Origin of the sequence: Corynebacterium sp., from assembly GCF_030530965.1 — a bacterium.
Taxonomy (GTDB): domain Bacteria; phylum Actinomycetota; class Actinomycetes; order Mycobacteriales; family Mycobacteriaceae; genus Corynebacterium.
On the sequence record NZ_JAUMTY010000024.1, the window covers coordinates 1 to 19146 of the forward strand.

Annotated in this window: 16 protein-coding genes; 8 read left to right on the forward strand and 8 right to left on the reverse strand. The window is 57.9% G+C overall.

Going from position 1 to position 19146, the window contains the following annotated elements; translation table 11 throughout:
- The 3 genes from Q3981_RS05990 to Q3981_RS06000 form a co-directional block, all read right to left on the reverse strand.
- On the reverse strand, positions 1 to 689 hold a 689-nt coding region (locus Q3981_RS05990; RefSeq protein ID WP_303124495.1), incomplete at its 3' end, for a glycerophosphodiester phosphodiesterase family protein.
- Positions 690 to 726: 37 nt separating this feature from the next.
- Positions 727 to 2736 carry a pyruvate kinase gene (locus tag Q3981_RS05995; protein ID WP_303124496.1) on the reverse strand — a complete coding sequence of 670 codons (2010 nt, stop codon included), beginning with the start codon at positions 2734 to 2736 and terminating at the stop codon, positions 727 to 729.
- 42 nt (positions 2737 to 2778) lie between these two features.
- Positions 2779 to 3765: an L-lactate dehydrogenase gene (locus Q3981_RS06000; RefSeq protein WP_303124497.1), complete on the reverse strand. Its 987-nt coding sequence runs from the start codon at positions 3763 to 3765 to the stop codon at positions 2779 to 2781.
- Positions 3766 to 4251: 486 nt separating this feature from the next.
- On the opposite strand from Q3981_RS06000, the gene Q3981_RS06005 reads away from it, so the two are divergent.
- Complete coding sequence (locus tag Q3981_RS06005; protein ID WP_012730795.1) at positions 4252 to 4857, forward strand: superoxide dismutase; 606 nt, start codon at positions 4252 to 4254, stop codon at positions 4855 to 4857.
- Positions 4858 to 5020: 163 nt separating this feature from the next.
- Positions 5021 to 6256: an MFS transporter gene (locus Q3981_RS06010; protein WP_303124498.1), complete on the forward strand. Its 1236-nt coding sequence runs from the start codon at positions 5021 to 5023 to the stop codon at positions 6254 to 6256.
- Here Q3981_RS06010 and msrA read toward each other — a convergent pair.
- On the reverse strand, positions 6233 to 6895 hold the full coding sequence (msrA, locus tag Q3981_RS06015; protein ID WP_303124499.1) for a peptide-methionine (S)-S-oxide reductase MsrA: 663 nt from the start codon (positions 6893 to 6895) through the stop codon (positions 6233 to 6235). The genes Q3981_RS06010 and msrA overlap by 24 nt on opposite strands.
- A 115-nt stretch (positions 6896 to 7010) precedes the next feature.
- Here msrA and Q3981_RS06020 point away from each other — a divergent pair, with 115 nt between their 5' ends.
- A complete protein-coding gene (locus Q3981_RS06020; RefSeq protein ID WP_303124500.1) occupies positions 7011 to 9938 on the forward strand; it encodes a multicopper oxidase domain-containing protein in 2928 nt (975 codons plus the stop codon).
- On the opposite strand, the gene Q3981_RS06025 is transcribed toward Q3981_RS06020, so the two are convergent.
- Entirely contained in the window at positions 9931 to 11910 is a 1980-nt protein-coding gene (locus tag Q3981_RS06025; RefSeq protein WP_303124501.1) for a TM0106 family RecB-like putative nuclease, read from the reverse strand. The genes Q3981_RS06020 and Q3981_RS06025 overlap by 8 nt on opposite strands.
- Before the next feature lie 206 nt (positions 11911 to 12116).
- Between Q3981_RS06025 and Q3981_RS06030 the strand changes: the two genes are divergently transcribed.
- From Q3981_RS06030 to Q3981_RS06040, 3 genes are all read left to right on the forward strand, one after another.
- Positions 12117 to 12743 (forward strand): DUF6474 family protein, encoded by a 627-nt coding sequence (locus Q3981_RS06030; RefSeq protein ID WP_046201861.1) that lies wholly within the window; start codon positions 12117 to 12119, stop codon positions 12741 to 12743.
- Positions 12744 to 13259: 516 nt separating this feature from the next.
- Positions 13260 to 13628: an Lsr2 family protein gene (locus tag Q3981_RS06035; RefSeq protein WP_012730789.1), complete on the forward strand. Its 369-nt coding sequence runs from the start codon at positions 13260 to 13262 to the stop codon at positions 13626 to 13628.
- A 146-nt stretch (positions 13629 to 13774) separates the two neighbouring features.
- Entirely contained in the window at positions 13775 to 14431 is a 657-nt protein-coding gene (locus tag Q3981_RS06040; protein ID WP_303124502.1) for a DUF2020 domain-containing protein, read from the forward strand.
- Positions 14432 to 14468: 37 nt separating this feature from the next.
- On the opposite strand, the gene yidC is transcribed toward Q3981_RS06040, so the two are convergent.
- On the reverse strand, positions 14469 to 15812 hold the full coding sequence (yidC, locus tag Q3981_RS06045; RefSeq protein ID WP_303124503.1) for a membrane protein insertase YidC: 1344 nt from the start codon (positions 15810 to 15812) through the stop codon (positions 14469 to 14471).
- Between the two features lie 250 nt (positions 15813 to 16062).
- On the opposite strand from yidC, the gene Q3981_RS06050 reads away from it, so the two are divergent.
- Together Q3981_RS06050 and Q3981_RS06055 are read left to right on the forward strand one after the other, a co-directional pair.
- Complete coding sequence (locus tag Q3981_RS06050; protein ID WP_303124504.1) at positions 16063 to 17037, forward strand: class E sortase; 975 nt, start codon at positions 16063 to 16065, stop codon at positions 17035 to 17037.
- A gap of 12 nt (positions 17038 to 17049) precedes the next feature.
- Positions 17050 to 17202, forward strand: coding sequence for a hypothetical protein (locus tag Q3981_RS06055; RefSeq protein WP_303124505.1), 153 nt, complete (start codon positions 17050 to 17052; stop codon positions 17200 to 17202).
- Between the two features lie 39 nt (positions 17203 to 17241).
- Here the strand turns inward: Q3981_RS06055 and Q3981_RS06060 are convergent, their stop codons facing one another.
- Positions 17242 to 17862 carry a TetR/AcrR family transcriptional regulator gene (locus tag Q3981_RS06060; protein ID WP_204087818.1) on the reverse strand — a complete coding sequence of 207 codons (621 nt, stop codon included), beginning with the start codon at positions 17860 to 17862 and terminating at the stop codon, positions 17242 to 17244.
- A gap of 186 nt (positions 17863 to 18048) precedes the next feature.
- The gene (locus Q3981_RS06065) at positions 18049 to 18948 is read right to left on the reverse strand and encodes a universal stress protein (protein ID WP_046201857.1); all 900 of its coding nucleotides are present in this window, start codon (positions 18946 to 18948) and stop codon (positions 18049 to 18051) included.
- Between the last annotated feature and the right edge of the window lie 198 nt (positions 18949 to 19146).

Sequence of the window (19146 nt, forward strand, 5' to 3'; positions counted from 1 at the left end):
GCTTGGCGTGGTTTGTCGGTGGCCAACCAGTCAATCCCGTGCTGAGCTGCCCACACGACATCATTTCTTGAATTGACGGTCCACGTGTAGCACCCGTCACCACGCCGAATCAGCCCCGGACGCAGCTTCGCGTTGACGATGGACGGACCATAGGCCTGCGGAATATCCATCCGCCAAAGGATGGGGCCGAGCGGGCGTTGAATTTCGCGCCGCAACAGAATGCGATGCACAGAGGGCTCAAGATGCCGCATTCTCGCGAGCGACATGGCTGAAAATGAGATGACATGCAACCGGGGATTGTCGACGTAGCCACGGTCGCGAAGCACCGAGACCAGCGTCTTTTCTAGCTGGCCACCGTATCCCGACGGGTGCTTCGTTTCGACAAACAGTCCGCAGTCTGTGCCCTCAACCAGGTCCAGGAGTGTGCTGAAGAGCAGCGGTTGTTGCGGCTCCGCGGTGGTGCCCACGTTGATACTGGAGAGGTCATCGCGGGTGAGTTCCGCGATGGGGCGTTTATCTCCCGCAACGCGTTCAAATGTTCGGTCGTGTGAGCATACGAGGTGTCCGTCTTTGGTGAGGCGGATATCGCATTCTATGCCGTCGGCTCCTTCGGAGAGCGCGGCATCGTAGGCAGTGAGTGTCTGTTCGGGGTGGTCGCAGCTGGCTCCGCGGTGGGCGATGATCTCCATCGGTTCTCTTTCTTTCCGCCGAGCCAGCCGTGTTTTCTTAGGCCCGTCCTCGGCTTCGTGAATCTAGAGAATTGTCACTGGTGTTGAGCGCTTGACCGATCCTGTTGAGGATGTTGATGGCATCCGGAATGTGCGTTCCCTTGTTCAGCATGACGCCTTGGGTACGCAGCGCAACGTCGGCATCGGTGATCTCTGCGCGTGAGGGCAGCCCGGATTTCGCCATGGTTTCGAGGACTTGCGTCGCGAAGATGGTGGGAATGTGAGCAGCATTCGCCACGTCCATGATCTGTTCGCGGGCTTCGGACATGCGGCTGAAGCCGAGCTCCATCGCGAGGTCACCGCGAGCAATCATGACGCCCGAGTTCCTGTGACGGACTAGTTCGGTCACCACATTGGGTAGGTCGTTGTAGCATTCTTCGGATTCGATCTTCAGCATAACGCCAAGGTTCCGAATGCGCGCGCTAACTGCGGCGGGGTCTTCGCTTTCCGACGCTGCTACGTCGATTTCTTTCTCGATGGCGTCGAGAATTTCCGTGAGGTCCTCGGCGGAGCGGACGTAGCTCGGCGCAATGATGTCTGCCGTGCGAACGATCTCCGGGAGGATGGCGCGATCCTCGTCGGTCATCGCGGGGAGCGGAACGTGGACGCCGGGGAAGTGAATGCCGCGGCCTTCACGCAGGTTCTTCCCGCCTTCACGGGTGTGAACGGCGACGAGTTCCACGGAATCGTACTCCGCGGTGTTGCCCTCGGCGTCCTTCTCCCCGGCGCGGGTGACGGAGGTAACTTCGCACTCGATTTTCGCGTCATCGAAAAGAACCCGGGAACCGACCTCCAGGCTGCGGATAGCTTGTGGCTCACCGCAGTTGACCGCGGGGATATCGTCCGTCGGGTCGGTGGGCGTGGGGTCGCTGGTCAGCGTCAGGCGTGATCCCACATCGACGTGAACACGCTGCTCAGAGCGCCCGATCCCGTGGATCCGAGTCTTGATGTACTGGCATGCGACCAGGCTGCCATTGGCCAAGTAGACGTTCTGACGCCCGTAGGCCAGGACTCCCTCATCGGTGACCTTGTGCACGGTCATGTAGCGCTTGGATCCGCGGGCGTCCAGCATAGATAGCTCATCGCCCTCGTTGACCGTCTGCAGCCACTCCGGATCAACCTGGATGGCCAGCGTGGGCCGGCCGGGAAGACCCTCCGGCACGGGTGCCGGCGTCGTGGCGTTGTGGTCGAACGGGGTGATCCACAACTTGGAGGGAGTCAGGATGCGCCCTGTCTTCGTCCTGGTCACGCGGGTACGCGCGATGCGCGGGCCGGGTTCGATGGCCCCAACCCGCAGTTTCGGCCCCGGCAGGTCCATGGAGATTTTGATGTCGCGGCCGACGCGTGCGCTGGCGGCACGGACGTTCGCTGCCATTGCCCGCCAGGCTTCGGGGGTGTCGTGCGCGCAGTTGATCCGGGCGATGTCCATCCCCGCGTCGGCGAAGGATTGAACAAGGTCGGGATCATCGGCTGCCTCGGTGGGGAGAGTCACCATGACGCAGCTCGGCATGCCATCCCGGGGTTCGCCCAACAGAGCAGAGCTGTTGGACGCTAATTGCTCCTGGGAACGCTCAATCGCTGCAGCTAGACGGGTGATGTCGTAGCCTTCACCCTCGGCAGCACGGTCGGCACTGCCGTCGTCACTGGACTGTCCACCCAGGTTCTGCAGCAGAGTTTTCGCCGCGCGGAGTTGGTCGACAACGGGGGCCTGGTCAGATACACGAATCCCTACCGCCCGCAGCTGGGCAACAATGTGGCGGGCGTCATCGGCCTGGAGGCGCGCGAAGTGCTGCACATTGCGAACCCCCTCACGGTGTTCCGCGTCTGCGGCGTCGATACGGTCGCGTTTATCCTGGTCAACCTCGCTGAGCATGGTCAGGAGGCTATCGACACCACGGATCAACTCATTCAGTGAGGTCGTCGCTGAATTTGTCGTAGTTGCCTTCGACGACGATGCCCCTGACGTGCTGGCATCGTTGAGTTCACCGTTATGACCATTCTGTTCCACTATGTGCCCTCCGGAGCGGCGGATTTCTCGTACGACCGAATACTACTTCGTTGCTTCCTGATCGGCATTCGGGCCGTAGAAGCGGTCTTTGATTTCACGCAACTGCGCAGCTGATGCCTTCATCTGCTCAGCTTCGTGGTCATCGAGTTCCAGCTCAACAACGCGGTGGATTCCGCCCCGGTTCACGAGGGCCGGGGTACCGATGTAGATGTCGTCTTCGCCGTATTCACCCTGCAGGTATGCGGAGACAGGAAGGACGACGTTCTGGTTCTGCAGCACAGCGCGCGTGATCCGAGCCAGGCCCATGCCAATGCCGAATGACGTCGAGCCCTTGGCGTCGATAATGGTGTAGGCGGCGTCGCGGGTCTCTTCGAAGACCTTCTCCAAACGCCCGTGCAGCTCAGGGTCCTTCTCGAGCTTCTTGCGCATCGACACACCGCCGACGGTCGACGACGACAGCACCGGAAGCTCCGAGTCGCCGTGCTCACCGATGATGTAGGCGTGGATGGAGCTCGGGGCAACGTCGTACATGTCGCCCAGCATGGAGCGGAACCGTGCGGAGTCCAGAACCGTGCCCGAGCCGATCACGCGTTCCTTGGGCAGGCCGGAGATCTTCCAGGTGGCGTAGGTCAGGATGTCGACAGGGTTCGACGCAATGAGGAAGATGCCGTCGAAGTTGTGCTTCATGACATCGCCGATGATGCTGTTCAGGATCTTAATGTTCTTGTCGACGAGCTGCAGTCGGGTTTCACCGGGCTTCTGTGCAGCACCAGCGCAGACGACGACCATGGCGGCGTCTTCGCAGTCGTCGTAGGTGCCTACCTTGACGTTGGTCGGGCTGGATGCCCAGACGACGCCGTGGTTGAGGTCCATGACGTTGCCGGCGGTCTTCTTTTCGTCGATGTCGATAATGGCCAGTTCGTCGCACACACCCTGGTTGATGAGGGCGAAGGCGTAGGCGATTCCGACGTCGCCAGCGCCGATAAGAACGATTTTGTTACCAAGGCGGCGGTGTTCTTGATCTGCCATGAGAATTCCTCCAAGGAATGAGATCTGAAAAGATGGTGCGACGGCGCGTATGTGCCGTGATTTATTCTTCAGTGTTATTGTGCCCGGTTTTGCCCGAATACGCTAGTGTTTTGACAAGCAATCAAACATTTACCCCCGGTTCTGATTGATTGAATATGGGTTTCTTTTGTTTCGGTATGAGCGCTCCGTGCCGCCCCTCCCCCTTTTTTAGGGCACGACCCGCCACACACCCACAACCTACCTTAATCTTATGGATTCATCCTGATTAATAGGGGTTTTTCATCCATTATGGTCCCGACCTGCGCCCATTTATCGCATCTATTTCGGAATAAAGAGAAATTTCTTCACGTTAAAGGTTGCGAAAGCCCGGAGCTTCCACAACACTGGGTTTCACGCACAAATTAGTTGTGCGAGTCACAATGTTGAAAAAATCACAGTGCGCCATGTTTTAGCGGCGCGTGTTAGCTACTAACGAAAGGTATTGAAATGGCTGTGTACGAACTTCCTGATCTCCCCTACGATTACGACGCTCTCGAGCCTCACATCTCCGGCGAGATTATGCAGCTCCACCACGACAAGCACCACGCAACCTACGTTGCTGGCGCCAACACCGCTCTGGAGAAGCTAGAGAAGGCCCGCGAAGAAGGGGCAGATGCCAACGAGATTCGCGCACTCTCCAAGAACCTCGCCTTCAACCTTGGTGGCCACACCAACCACTCCATTTTCTGGAAGAACCTGTCCCCGAACGGTGGCGGCGAGCCGACCGGTGAGCTGGCCGAGGCCATCAACCGCGACTTCGGTTCCTTCGAGAAGTTCAAGGATCACTTCTCCGCTGCTGCTACCGGCCTTCAGGGCTCCGGCTGGGCCGTCCTCGGCTACGACCACATCGCTGGTCGCCTCATTATCGAGCAGCTGACCGACCAGCAGGGCAACGTCTCCGTTGACTTCACCCCGCTGCTGATGCTGGACATGTGGGAGCACGCCTTCTACCTCCAGTACAAGAATGTGAAGGCTGACTACGTCAAGGCCGTATGGAACGTCTTCAACTGGGAGGACGTTGCAGAGCGCTACGCACGGGCAAAGTCCAAGTAAAGCCCTGTGGCCGAGTAAATCGGCCACGCACGTGGCCGCGGTAAATAAACGGCCACGGTAAATAGCGTTATAGGAAGAGGCACCCGCGGGTGTCTCTTCTTTTCATGCGGTGATCTAACGTCAGGTACATCTAGCGTCGAGCCGGGAAATCAGGTGTCACACTATGGCCACTCAGGGCTTACCTGACGGGTACACCCCGCAATCGCCCATGTACCGCAAAGTCATCTTGGCGATGGTCGGCGCTGGCTTGGCATCGTTCAACGCCCTGTACTGCACACAGGCTCTCCTCCCCGTCCTGTCCGAGGACCTCCATGTCACGCCGGCAACAGCATCATTAACCGTTTCCGCGACGACGGGGATGCTCGCGCTGTCCATCATTCCGGCGTCGATCATTTCAGAGCGCTTCGGGCGCAAACGAGTCATCATGCTCAGCGCCCTATCGGCCACATTGCTGGGCCTTCTTCTTCCCTTATCGACGTCGGTCGGCATGCTGATTACCCTGCGTGGACTGCAGGGCATCGCTGTTGCGGGGGTTCCGGCGACGGCGATGGCGTATCTGTCGGAGGAGATTCACCCGAAACATGTCCCTCAAGTGATGGGGCTCTATGTGGCGGGGACGTCCGTGGGCGGTCTGTCCGGCCGCGTTATCCCCTCCGGCGTTCTCGAGTTTGCGTCATGGCGGTGGGCTCTCGCAGCCACCGTGGCGGTAGCCATTATTTTCGCGTTCATCACGTCCTGGGCGCTTCCTGATCAGCAGCGTTTCCAGCCCAAGCGCCTAACGTTTCGTTCCGAGTTCAGCGCTATTGCCCAGCACGTGAAAAACCCACGCTTGAGTGCATTATTCACCCTTGCTTTCCTTTTTATGGGCGCTTTCGTGTCGCTGTATGACTATGTTGGCTACCGTTTGACCGGGCACTTTGGCCTCAGCGAGGGCGTTGCCGGCGCTATTTTCTTCCTTTATCTCTCCGGAACGTGGAGTGCGACGCAGGCCGGGACGATGGTTCATAAGTTCGGGCGTGCGCGTGTCCTTGTCGGGTCGATCGTCGGCATGATGATCGGCATGGCCGTGCTGTTTTCCCCCGAGCTCATCAGCAGCATTCTTGGGATTTTGCTGTTCACGGCGTGTTTCTTCGCGGCCCATTCTGTGGCATCGGGCTGGGTCGGGGTGGTTGCCACCTCTAACCGGGCGGAAGCGTCGTCAATGTATTTGTTCTGCTACTACATGGGATCGTCGATTGTGGGCTGGCTCTCTGGCCATGTTCTTCACTCGTGGGAGTGGGGTGGGCTCGTCGTGTGGCTGCTCGCCGGGCTGGCCATAGCAACGGTGATTGCGCTGTTTATCGCGCGGACCACCCCATCGACCCGAGCGACGCCGTCACCGGCACGCGACTCCCGTTGAGTGGACCGGGCAGTAGCCGTTGGGATTTTTATCCAGGTACTGTTGGTGCTCGTCTTCAGCGAGGTACATCGTCTTCGTCGGTGTGTCGCTGAGCAGAGAAATATCGGTGGTGATGTCCCCGTAGCCGGCGTCGGCCAGCGAGTGAGAGAAGGACTCCGCTATCTCACGAGCTTTCTGCACTTCATCGTCGGTCTGTGCGTAAATCACGGAGCGGTACTGAGTGCCCACATCGTTCCCCTGGCGGAACCCCTGCGTGGGATCGTGTGCCTCGAAAAATGTGCGGATGAGGTCCTCGAACGACACCTTCTGCGGGTCATAGATGACGCGGACAGTTTCGGCGTGACCGGTCCGGCCTGTGCAGACGTCCCGGTAGGTCGGGTTCGGCGTGTACCCACCGGCGTAACCGACCGCCGTGCTTTCTACGCCATCGATCTGCCAGAAGAGTTTTTCGGCTCCCCAAAAGCATCCGAGGCCCACAACGACGCTCCGCTGCCCGTCTTTCCACGGCCCGTCGATCGGAGTTCCTAGAACAGTGTGCGGTTTGGGGTGGGGCAGGATAGGTTCATCGCGTCCGGGAAGCGCATCTTCCCTGTTCACGATGCTTGTTGGTGTGGGTCGAGTGCCAAAAAGAAATCCCATGAGCACAGGGTAGACCGAAGTGGTGGTGTTCGAAAGGCTCGAAGCATGATTATATGCACATTTTCGATGCTCATTTTCCCGTTTGTCCTCGGTGTGGAATAGCGTAGAAATCACTATGAGTTCCCGCGATGAATCTCTCCCCGTCTCCCCTGATGGTTCGGCTCGGTCTTCTCACTCCGCCGACGACAATTCCGCTGGGCAGACCAGCCCCGGCCGGTCCCACGGGCCTGCTTCCGGCCGGCCGCGCGAGTCATCGTCCTCGAAGACATCAGCGAAGTCCTGGCACCGCCGCGCGTCCCGCCCGGTGAGCTTGTGGCTCGCCGCCATCATTGTCCTCGCCTTGGCGCACCCGTTTGTACCGAATAACCGCTGGATGATGGTGCATTTCTTCACCCTCGGTGCGCTGATGAACTCGATCGTGGTGTGGTCGCAGCACTTCACCGAGAAGTTCCTCCACCAGCGGCTCCCCGACTCCTTCCGCCCGAGGCAGGTGGCCCTCATTTATGCCCTCAACGTGGGCGTGATCCTCTGCGTCATCGGGCAGGCCTTTAACGACGCTGCACGCGGCGCACAGGGGTGGGCGTGGATCGTCGTCACCGTGGGAGCTGTCATCGTTGGTGTGGCCGTGGCGATCCACGCGATTTCGCTCATTTCGCAATGGGTGAAGGCACGTCGCGGTGCCACGAAATCGGGCTCTGAACTGGGTGATTACGCGGCGATCGTCATGTTCTACATCGCTGCGTCGTTAATCTTGCCCATCGGCGCGGGCTTGGGCGCGACCCTGGCCCATCCTCTTCCGGGGACGTGGCATGACCGGCTGATTGTGATGCACATGGCGGTCAACGTGCTCGGCTTCGTCGGCCTGACCGCGGCGGGCACGCTGACCATTCTTTTCCCAGCTATTTGGCGTGCGCGCGTGTCGTCATTCCGCCCAGTTCCGACGCTCGCCGCGATGCTGGCCGGCATCCTGGTGCTGAGCATCGGCACGATTTCCGGGCGCTTCGAGCTCGTCGGCATCGGCATGGTGGTCTACGCGGCGGGCTGGATCCTGTGCGCCCGCCCGTGGGCGGGCATCGTCCGGAATTCCCGGCGCGTCTCCCACGAGCCTCCCGCGATTTTCGCGCGCTCGTCGGTGGCGTTCGCAGTGGTCTGGGTCATCGGCACGATGCTGGTCGCGGGGATCAGCCAGATCCTGAACCCGGACGAGATTATTTCGACGCCGACGGTTCCTCTGGTGGTTGGTTTCGGCGCGCAATTACTCATTGGTGTGATGTGCTACCTGCTTCCCTCGACGATGGGTGGTGGCGGTAAGGCCGTGTCACAGGGTCTTGCGACGCTGGATTTCATGGGGCCTGCGCGGACGACGATGGTCAACGTCGGCTTGATTCTGTGGGTTCTTCCCGTGGGCGGGTGGCTTCACATTGTGGGCTCATTTGCTGCGGGTATTGGTTTAGCGATGTTTGTTCCGCTGGCTGCTGTGTCGGCGAAAAACCAGGTTAAGGCGATTCGGGCTCAGGCTGCGGCACGTCGTAAAAAGGCTGATGAGCAGGCAGCGTCGTCTGCTTCATCTGCTTCATCTACTTCACCTGCCGACGAGGCCGGTGCCAACGCTGCCCGCGCGATTCCACCGAACCCGCCGCATTCACGGTCGCCGCTTGCCCAGGTTGCGGCCACGATGTCGACGATCGCGCTCATTGCATGCACGACTCTCGCCATAACCGGGACCGGCAATGGTTCGTCGGACAATTCCGACGGCTCCACCGTCGCAGCGACCGGGCATACGACGTCGGTCACCGTGACGGCCAAAGGCATGTCCTTCAGCCCGAATTCCATTGACGTTCCCGCTGGTGACCGCCTTAAAGTGACGTTGAAGAACGACGGCGACCAAGTCCATGACCTCAAGCTGGCCGATGGCAGCGAAACGGGGAAAGTGGACCCCGGAGAGAGCAAAACGTTCACATCGGGCGTGATTACGAAGAAGACCAAAGGTTGGTGCACGATCCCCGGCCACCAAATGCGCGGTATGGAGCTGACGGTGAATACCAAGGGCGGCTCAAACGGTTCCGCCGGAGCGAACTCCACCGATAGCGATTCCAGCGGCGATACTGCTTCGGATAAGGATGATGTTCATGCCAGCGGGCACTCAATGGCATCGACGAATACGGATAGTCCGCTGAAACCCGAGGTCATCCGCGATCCATCAGTGGGCCCTGCACCTGAGGGGACAACGCACAATATTGATTTGACGGTCTCGCAGGTTAACCGGACAATCCGGGAGGACGGCACGAAGCGCGCGTCGTGGACGTTCAACGGCGCGCCCATGGGGCCGGTGCTGCGTGGTCACGTCGGCGATGAGTTCGTCGTCCATCTGAAGAATGATGGTTCTATTAGTCACTCGATTGATTTCCACGCGGGCATGGTGAGCCCTGACCAACCCATGCGATCCATCAAGCCTGGTGAGTCGCTGGAGTACCGGTTCCGTGCCGAGCACGCCGGGATCTGGTTGTATCACTGCGGTACGGCCCCGATCAGTATGCATATTGCTGCCGGCATGTTCGGTGCTGTGATTATTGATCCACCGGACCTGGACCCCGTGGATCATGAATACATCATGGTTCAGTCGGAGCTGTATGGCCTGGGTAAGGACAAAGACAATCCGGTTGATTCCGCGTTGCTCCGCAGCGAACAGCCCAGCAAGGTGGTGTTTAACGGCCTGGAGAATCAGTACGTCCAAAAGCCGATCGAGCTCAAGCACGGTGAGCGCGCACGGTTCTGGCTGCTCAATGCAGGCCCGAATATTTCCGAGTCCTTCCACATTGTGGGCACGCAGTTTGATACCAGCTTCAAGGAGGGTTCGTACACTCTCCGACATGGGCGCGACGCCTTCGGTGTCGACGATGGTGGTTCTCAGGCGCTTGATCTTTTAGCTGCTCAGGGCGGTTTTGTGGAAGCCGACTTCCCCGAGGCCGGTACCTACACGATGGTTAACCACCAGTTTGCCGACGCTGAACGCGGCGCGATGGGCAAGATCAAGGTCAGTTAAGAGCAGCGTGTGGGGCGGGCATGGTGTGCGCGCCCGGCGCGCCTGCCGTGAGCCAGTTCCTGACGACGGCGGTCGCGCGGCAGTCATCCCTGTTGTAGCGGAGAAGTAGTGCGCGGGCTTCATGTTTGCTCGTCACTCCCGTGGGGATGGGAGCTAACGGATCGACGCCTTTTGCCTGCATAAACACCGATAATGAAGCTTCCCCGTCCATGTCGGCGTCTTCCCAGTGGAAGCCGGAAAGTGGCGCGACGGTTTTCAAACCCAATCCTGCTGGCCCCACCAATTCGCTTTTGACGGCTGCGTAGACGTCAACCCATTCTGGCGAGCGGATGAACTGGTTAACCTCCGCGACGGTGGGGACAGTGACCGTTGTTGCAGACGCTGGTGCGGTTGCAGACGTGGGCGCAAATGCCGGGACTTCGGAGGTGGCCGTGCTGAAGGTGAGCCCGCCAAAGCGCTGAGCAGACCGTTTGAGCCACATATTCTCCCCTTGCGCCCCGTAACAGTAGGCAGCGAAACTCTGACCCCGGTCATGCGCACGGTCCCGTTGATCCATCAGCCACGCCCAAAACATGGCGAAATTCCGCGCTTCGGCATCAGAGTTCAACTGCTGCCACGTCACGAACGGCCGGTAGGTGGCTCCGTCCCAAGTCCCCCACAAGTAGCATCCGCGCTCGAGGTACGCTTCCATGTCCACATCGATTTCGACGTCTGCTCTGCGGACAATATCGGCATCACTGCGCGCAAGGTCCGTCCGTACTCCATTTACACGCGCCGTGTTTTCATCCACCGTGTTTCCATGCGTCCTATTCCGACGTTGCCGCACCTTGTCCGGGCGATGAACCGCTGTCCACCCTTGCGTGTACGCGTACGCCATGATGCTGGCGTCGCCGCAGTCCGCGTCGGCAAGCTGATGAACAGTGGATATGCCGGCAAGCCGATATTTATCCGCCCGCGCCCCGTGAAGAACAAGGCTGATATCGTCCATCTGCTTCAGCTCTGTGTGGCAATCGCTCTCAAAGCGGCAACTGCTGCACGCCTTAATTTTTCGCGGCTGCGTAGAGATAGGCACCCGAACTGCATCAACAAAGCCGTCGGTCATCGTGCCGACGGGCCACACCGCGACATCATGAGCCCCCTGCCCCACAATCCCGATCAGGTCGGACGACAACCCGACGTCGCGAACAGCATAATGCGCCGCGACCAGCGGATGAATGTCTCCGGAGTGCGTTTTGGCCCGCCCCGATCGCCACAGAGGAGCCGATGTGCCCAACCTCGGTAAGGAGACCGACATAATGCGCCGCGTGGGGTCTGGCACGATGCCTTGGTGCGTGCTCACCGTGACCGGCATGTAGCGGGCCTCATGCGGGAGCGCCGATGAATCCACCCGAACCAGCAGGTCAGGCGCGGTACGAATAATGATGTCATCCGTGGGGCTCAGCGCCGGATCGGTAGGATCGGCCAACCACCACGGGTTAGCCACGTCCACACCGGGGCGCGCACTCTGCAACTCTGCCATGGATATCCGCGTCGTCAGCCGCGGGTTGATAATCACTCGGACGCCCTCAGCCAGGGCCTCCAGGGTGGCGCACTCCTGGGCATCCCACATTTCCTCACGATCCTGGGGTGTGGGCTGCATTCCAGCATGATCGCAGTCCGCACCGGTTCTGACGTCCTGCGAATCGTCCGCGTCAGTCGTCCACCCGACTTCCTGCGCACAATCAGTAGTCGTCATCGTGAGTGATCTTTTATTGCCGACGCCGGGCACGGTGGCTCCGTCGTCGCTCAGCTGCCCGAAGACCAGCGTGCGTTCGAGTTCCGACCGGGCCTGACGTGCTCGAGCTGCTTCACGTGGTGGGCGCGGGTGGCCTTCGCGATCGAAGGTGCGCCGTTGGCGAATGCGATACCGACATCCCGATAGCTCTGTAGCCTCTACGGGAGTATCCGCGGGATGGGGTCTCGGTGCAGTCATTAGGTTCATTATTTCAGGCGGGCTCGCGCAAAATCTGGTGAGGGCACCACAATTAACGCTCTATGGCAGGATAACCGTTAGAGTAGAAGACGATAGAAGTAGTTAAAATTTACGTGAACTACTGAGCATTCCAACACGGTAGCGCAGAGCAAGTGCCGGTCGGTTACGCGCCAGCGCATTAGCTCTGAACTCAACAAGGATGGATCATGGGATTACTAAAGCGAGCACGTCAAAAACGTCGCGACCGTAAATTAGCTGAAAAGATCGCGAAGCGTCAGGCGAAGTCCCGCGCTAAGGATGAAAAGAAGCTCAACGCGAAAAAAGAGAAATATCTGAACAAGACCGCCAAAAAGGTCATGAAGCAGGATGCGAAGGACCGCAAGGACCAACGCAAGCATGAAAAGGACCTTGCACAGGCCGCTGTACAGCAAATTCGTGAGCGGAGTTTCTCGCCCGCTAAGGCTGCAAAGTGGGCTGGGGCTCTTCGCGTGGCGGCTCCGGTAGTTATCCCCCTGATCTACAGAGCGGTCAATGGAATTGAAGGCCGAAGCGTAGCCAACAAAGCCAAGAAACTGGGACTGTCGGCTCAGGACTTGTCTCGGTTCCGCGGTGATGGTGCTCCGCTGAAAGCTCGTGTAGAGAATGTGCGAGTTCAGGCGAAGGACGCCCCGTCCGGTTTCGCCAGGGATGTCAATAAGCGACTCGATCTTTTGCTCAATAACATTGAGAGCGCAGAGAAGATGCCGAAGCAGCAGCGTAACCGTGCGCTGTCGAAGGCGTCGGCTGAGCTGGATGCTATGCAATCGGAGATCCACCACAAGATTGCGCATTAATACCCATCGCATTCCTACCTCCGCAGGGCTCTCCATCCTGTGGGGGTTTTCTTTGTGGTCAGAATGTCGGCCGGCGCGGTGTGTCTACTTTTCTAATACAACCTCTTTGCCTTCCTTATGTTTTGCTGGCAGTTGGATCGGGATTATGCCCACCAGATCAAAGCGCCCTGTGTAAACGCGTAGTAAAAACTGATTCACAGTGGTGAGAAATCGTCTCAGGAATATCTGTTGGCACGCCATTAATAGTGTTCAGGACTGCCTGAGTGCTTTAAAAGACGCTTTCCAATAAATAGAGAAATTAATGGTGTGCACGAGTAGACTTTCGCCGAATATATACGCATAATGGTGTAGCATATGGTGTTATCGACATATGGTTACGACCATTCGATGTCATCCATTTGATGCCATCGCGTCGTACGCTGCCGCGTGACAGTGCTCAATCATGGTGCGTGATCGTAGGGTTCACCGCGGCTAGATTCCCTCACCATAAGAAAACATTGATATAAGGAGATAACAATGGCACGTCGATACGTTCCACAAATTTTTGATGACCTAGACGGGACCGAACTTACCGAGTCCGACGCGACAGAAATTCACTTCAGCGTTGACGGCACTGCATACATGCTGGAGGTCTCGGAAGACAACGCCCGTAAATTCCACGAGGCTTTAGAGCCATTCATTTCCTCCGCAACAAAAGAAAGCGGCCGTGGACGTCGCCGTTCCTCGTACCGCAACAATGTTTCGTCGGAGGCCACCAAGGCTCGCAACCGCGCAATCCGTAAGTGGGCCAATGAGAATGGCTACCACGTTGCACCTCGTGGCCAGATTAAGAAAGAAATCATCGAGGCTTACGATCGCGCTCACCCGGTGAACAAGGATTCCTAAACCGAAACATTCCGTTTCCGGTTATTAAATCCTGCCCGCGATGGATACCGCACACAGCGGTGTTCATCGCTTTTTTCACGACATATCGGTTCCGACATTTCGGTTCCAATAACGCCTGCAACAAATACACGAACCACAATCGACATATGAAACGACACCTCACACGCCACAAGAGCTCCCGCGTGGCCATATCCACCGTTCTTGCCGCCATCACAGCAGTATCACTGGCTGCATGTTCCAACGACGGATCGAGCGGATCGGAATCAGATGGCTCTACAGCCAGCTCTAACGCCGCCTCAGCCGAGATAGCCGCCGATGGCCTCCCCATCGATGCCCGCCCCTCCGCTGATGCTTCAGACTCGACGCCGTGCCCATACTTGGCCAACCAGGACATGGCGGACCTCAACGGCCAACGCGTCACCGGAGTGTCCGTCGATAAGCGGTTTAATCCCCCAGCCTGCCAATGGCTTTCGTATGGAAATACGCCTCAAGCGCAAACAATCATTCGCACGGCTAAAAATGAACAGGCAGCTATCGATATGATCAGCGCCGCTATCACTCATCCAGGAACAACGGATGATGCCGCAACAATTACAAAGAATTCAGACAATTCCGTCAGCGGTGGCGATGTTGAACACACCAACCAACCGACGGGGTGGGAAGGATATCGCGCTCAAGCGGAGAATGCGGCAGTGTACGCCATTCGCAAGGGCCCAGTGGTGGTTATTGTCCACTCTGATCAAACCCAGACTGTGAAAACCCAAAAGATTGCCGAAACAGTGATCGAGAAATTACAGCTCTAATCATTTAGTCGCGGACTAGTCGCATCTTTGTCGCACCCTATTCGCGCGGCCCCCAACCCGAATACGACGGGCCACGGCGCTTCTTCGGCTTTTTCGCAGTATGCGCTATTTGTTGCGGCACCATTGCTCCATGAGTCTGGGCCGCGATGATTTTCTTCCGCTTCTCATCCAGCTCTGGGGTCTCTAGCGTCTCTTTCAGAGCGTGCCGGCCAGTCTCAATCGCTTTAATCTGGGGCCTGTTCGCACGGGCTGCTGCTGCCGCCGCGGCTTGCCGAGCCTGCCTATCGGCCTCACGATCAGCGGCTCTCTTCTCTCTCTTCTCCTGCTTCTTATCCAGCTTCGCCTGTTTCTTCTCCTGCTTATAGGCCTTTTTCTCTCGGTGACCTTCCAACCACAGGGCCGGGATTCGCCACGGACGTATCAATCCCCTCCCCCGACGACGCCACTTATTTCGCTTTAGAGTGCGCTTTTTCTGTTTCTTAGCGTGCTTTTCCTCATCATGCTCAGCCTTTGTCCGTGCATAATGTTCACGGAATTCCTGAGTATAGGGAAACCTTTTATCAATTGTCCGATAGAGCAAAATGTTTTGGCTCATCGTCCACAAGTTATTCCCCACCCAGTAGAACAAGATGGCCACAGGAACCGGACTCGTAAGCCCGAATAACAAGGGGCTGGCACTACCCATGACCGCCATGGGAATGATGATCTTCTGCATCCTCACGGCAATGGGATTGTCATGCTCCAACTGGCGATAACTGCGGTACGTCGAATACGACATGTTAATCGTCGTAAAAGTCGAGGCGATAAGAACCAACGGGACAGCCAAGGTATAAATCGTTGACTTATCCGTGCCCATTGCCTGTAAACGTTCCGACGCCATAGCTGCATAAGCCGGCAAAGGAACACCAAAAGCCTTAGCCTGAAGAAATTGCCCCACATCTTGACTGGTTAAGAAACCAATAGGCTCATGCTGCGCGGCTCCGAGACCGCCCTTAGGGCGAGCCATATGAATCAATACGCGATATAAACCTAAGAAGAAGGGCAACTGGATAAAGACCGGTAAACACCCAGCACTCAGCCGATAACCAGCGTCTTTTCGCGCCTTTTGTTCCTTGGCTATACGTTCCTTCCGGGCCGCAGTCCCCGGCTTATCTTTATATTCTTCCCGAATTTGGTTAATGACCGGACGCAGATTCACTTGAATGCGGGTCGACTTATATTGCGCATACGCAAAGGGAAGCAGAATAAGGCGGACCGTCATGACTAACAAAAACAAGGAAGCAATCCATGACGAAATCGGATCTGCACCTAGCGCCGTGAGAAGCACATGCCACAGTTTGATCACTCCCGAAACCGGATACGCGAAAAGACTGTAGATCATGCACTACCTCTCAAGTTATCTGCGTGAGGGCCACAACAATTCCTGAACCGTTCCTATTAACTAGTCAGGAACACCACCATAAGACAATAGCGTTCCACCAAGAGCGTTCCTACCTTGAGCGGGATATCGGGCGCCACGGGGACGGGCGCTAGGGGCACAAGGCGCCACCGGGCACCGGGCGGTACGGAACGCAGCTGCCTCACACAACGATTTTCGCAGAAGTGCTTCTATCTGCCGTACACTGCCGTCTATGGCTCGCCATAGTAAGGAAACAGTCACGTCTCCGGTCTCGCCCGGCGAACTTGCCGCGCAGCAATCCGACCAGGCCGATACTGGTGATACGCATTCCAGCACCAGCGCTACACAAACCAGCGCCGACACTGCACCATCCACACCATCCACGGATAACGCCACGACATCGTCAGGTGGATCGGTATCAGCCGGCACCGGCCGGCGTCAGACCAGCACGGCGTCGAAAATTTTAGGTGTCAGCGGAGAACTCATCCTTACCATCGGCATCGTCATCATGCTGTTTGTGATCTACGAAGCCTACTGGACGAATATCCAATCCGACCACGAACAGTCACAGGCCAAAAGCCAGCTCGACGACAAATGGGCCAATGCGCGCAACACCCTCAATGCCGACGAGGGCGAAGCCATGGGAAAGCTGCGCATCCCCACCTTCGGTTCGGACTGGAACTACGCGATTATCCAGGGGACGTCGGCCAGTGACCTTAGCCGCGGGCCCGGCCACTACACCCGAACTCAAAACCCCGGGGACAAAGGCAACTTCGCGCTCGCCGGGCACCGTGTGGGCCGAGGCGCTCCATTTAATGACTTGGGGTACCTCAAAACCTGCGACTCAATCGTCGTCGAAACTCGTGAATCCTGGTACGTGTATCGCGTCCTTCCTATCGACGAAAAAGGCGCCGACCGTGAAACTGCCCTGGCACACTGCACATCGCCGGCGGTAGCTAAACAGGCGACGACGGGCGATTATGCCTCTGTCCGTGGGCGCTACATCACGACCCCGAGCAATATCAGCACGATCGCCCCGGTGCCTGGGAAAGAGGACTCCACGCCGGAGTCCGCGGGGCTGTCCATGATCACGTTGACCACGTGCCATCCGCAGTTTTCCAATGCCGAGCGCATGGTGATTCACGCCGTCCTCGACCGCGTTGAAGCGAAAGATGGAAACAAGCAACCAGCCGAATTAGAAAGCTAAGGAGAACACCACATGTACGCATGGATTTGGCGGCACCTCCCCGGCCCCACCTGGTTTCGCGTGATCGAGGCGCTAGTGCTCATCGCGGCAGTCGTGCTGATTCTGATGCAGTTTGTGTTCCCTGTGGTCAGCGACTGGATGCCATATAACGACGTGCGCGTGTAGGGAGTGCGTAGGGCACCGCGCACGAATTACATAGAGGGCCTAAATGACGTAGTTACCGGGTGGTGCAGATAGCAGCTGTCGCGCGAGTTCCCGGGCAATTTGTAGCGGGACGACGTCGCGGCTCATCTTCGCCCCTGCCAGGCCCCCGTCCAAGAAAACCATGATCTGTTCCGCAATGGTCCGGGACGCGTAGCCGTACTTCTTGGTCAGCAGCTCCGCCATCGTGTCGCGGCACCACCGACGGTGTTCCAATGCCGCTTGCCGAATTCCCCGTTCCCCATCATTTTCCGGGCGCGGGTATTCGCTCGCCGCGTTCTGGAAATGGGACCCCCGATAATTCTTTCCTGGCTCCTCGCTAATACAGATATCGAAAAAAGCCAGAATCTTGTCTTGCGGTTTTTCGCGCTGATCTGCGAGTTCGTGCCAGCTCGTTCGCCATTGTTCGTCCAGCTGCTCTAAACAGGCAATAACTAAGTTATCTTTGGATCCGAACAAAGAATATAAGCTGGCCTTAGCGACGTCGGCCTCGCGGAGAATACGGTCAATACCGATAACCCGGATTCCCTCAGTCGTGAATAGACGAGTGGCGGCTTTAAGCAATCGCTGACGAGGACTCGGCCGATCCCGGCGACGACGAGTCGTTGTTTTTGCAGCTGGCACCTCGCCGTCACTCTCCTTGTCTACTGGTGTCTGGGGGGCGTACAGCCCAATGGCCTATGAGTAAGGATCCTAATGGCCTCTATATCCATCAACCGACCAACTTACTACTTAACATGTTCCCAAAGCCACACGACACCGCGACTGAGGTAGCAGTCCCGCTGTAAGCGCCCAGGCACCGGGACGCGCCTACACCTTGCTTTCCGGCCGGACGACCATCAGCGGGCACGGAGCTTCTTGCAGCAGCGCGCGCGACGTCGATCCCAACAACATACCGCGGAATCCACCACGACCATGGGAACCAACGACGAGCAATTGCGCATCCTCGGAAGCGTCGGCAAGTGCCCGAACTGGGCGGTCGCGAGTAATAATCTGCTCGACCTCCACGTCGGGGTACTTATCCTTATAACCGCTGATCCGTTCAGCGAGCAGCCGCTTCTGATCTTCTTCGATCTCTTCCCATTGCTTCTGGGCCGCATTCAACCCGGCAAGGGAAGCCTGAACCTGCATATCAATCCACGTGTGAACCGCACGTAGCGGGGCCTTACGGGCACTGGCCTCGGCAAATGCCATTTCGATGGCCTTCTCAGCAACTCCCGTACCGTCAACTCCGACGACGACGGGACCGTACTTCGTCGCCGTCGATACGTCGGATTCTTCACGTACAACGACGACGGGGCACTTCGCGTGGCTGACGACAGCGGCTGAGACGGAGCCCATGACCATGCCCGAAAAACCGCCCAACCCACGCGAACCCATGACAATCATGGTGACGTCCTGGGAAATATCGAGCAGCATATCGATGGGGTTGCCCTCTTCCACCTGATAGCTAACCTCGACGGACTCGTCGAAATCCGCAATGATCTTGCGGGCGGTATCAATTTTTTCCATGGCCTCTGCTTCGAGGTCATCGTAGAGTTCCTGCGGAGGAACCATGCCTTCCGCGTATAAAAACTGAGGCATAGAGTACGTGCTGACCAGGCGGATCGGTTCCTTCCGCTTCAGTGCGGTATTCGCAGCCCACCGAGTAGCCGTCTGAGAGGCGGCAGAGCCATCAACGGCAACAACAATAACGTTTTGCTTCACCATGACATCCCACTTTCGAGGTCACTCATGCGAGCGTTATTGCCCGCACAATGCGTTGCGCTACTAAGGCGAAACTAGTTTCTGTGCAGTAATGTTGCTGCCGGCACACCAATTATCACAGCCGACGGGCAACACCATTGCCACCTCTCACGGTACCCCCATAAGTCGCAGTGGTGTACCCCCGAGGTGCACGATACTACC

Excerpts from the sequence above, each read along its gene's own strand:
- Q3981_RS06030 (WP_046201861.1), top strand. The coding sequence starts at position 12,117 with ATGGGATTACTAAAGCGAGCACGTCAAAAACGTCGCGACCGTAAATTA.
- Q3981_RS06020 (WP_303124500.1), top strand. The coding sequence starts at position 7,011 with ATGAGTTCCCGCGATGAATCTCTCCCCGTCTCCCCTGATGGTTCGGCT.
- yidC (WP_303124503.1), bottom strand. The coding sequence starts at position 15,812 with ATGATCTACAGTCTTTTCGCGTATCCGGTTTCGGGAGTGATCAAACTG.
- Q3981_RS06035 (WP_012730789.1), top strand. The coding sequence starts at position 13,260 with ATGGCACGTCGATACGTTCCACAAATTTTTGATGACCTAGACGGGACC.
- Q3981_RS06000 (WP_303124497.1), bottom strand. The coding sequence starts at position 3,765 with ATGGCAGATCAAGAACACCGCCGCCTTGGTAACAAAATCGTTCTTATC.
- Q3981_RS06010 (WP_303124498.1), top strand. The coding sequence starts at position 5,021 with ATGGCCACTCAGGGCTTACCTGACGGGTACACCCCGCAATCGCCCATG.
- Q3981_RS06005 (WP_012730795.1), top strand. The coding sequence starts at position 4,252 with ATGGCTGTGTACGAACTTCCTGATCTCCCCTACGATTACGACGCTCTC.
- msrA (WP_303124499.1), bottom strand. The coding sequence starts at position 6,895 with ATGGGATTTCTTTTTGGCACTCGACCCACACCAACAAGCATCGTGAAC.
- Q3981_RS06050 (WP_303124504.1), top strand. The coding sequence starts at position 16,063 with ATGGCTCGCCATAGTAAGGAAACAGTCACGTCTCCGGTCTCGCCCGGC.
- Q3981_RS06055 (WP_303124505.1), top strand. The coding sequence starts at position 17,050 with ATGTACGCATGGATTTGGCGGCACCTCCCCGGCCCCACCTGGTTTCGC.
- Q3981_RS06040 (WP_303124502.1), top strand. The coding sequence starts at position 13,775 with ATGAAACGACACCTCACACGCCACAAGAGCTCCCGCGTGGCCATATCC.
- Q3981_RS06065 (WP_046201857.1), bottom strand. The coding sequence starts at position 18,948 with ATGGTGAAGCAAAACGTTATTGTTGTTGCCGTTGATGGCTCTGCCGCC.
- Q3981_RS06025 (WP_303124501.1), bottom strand. The coding sequence starts at position 11,910 with ATGACTGCACCGAGACCCCATCCCGCGGATACTCCCGTAGAGGCTACA.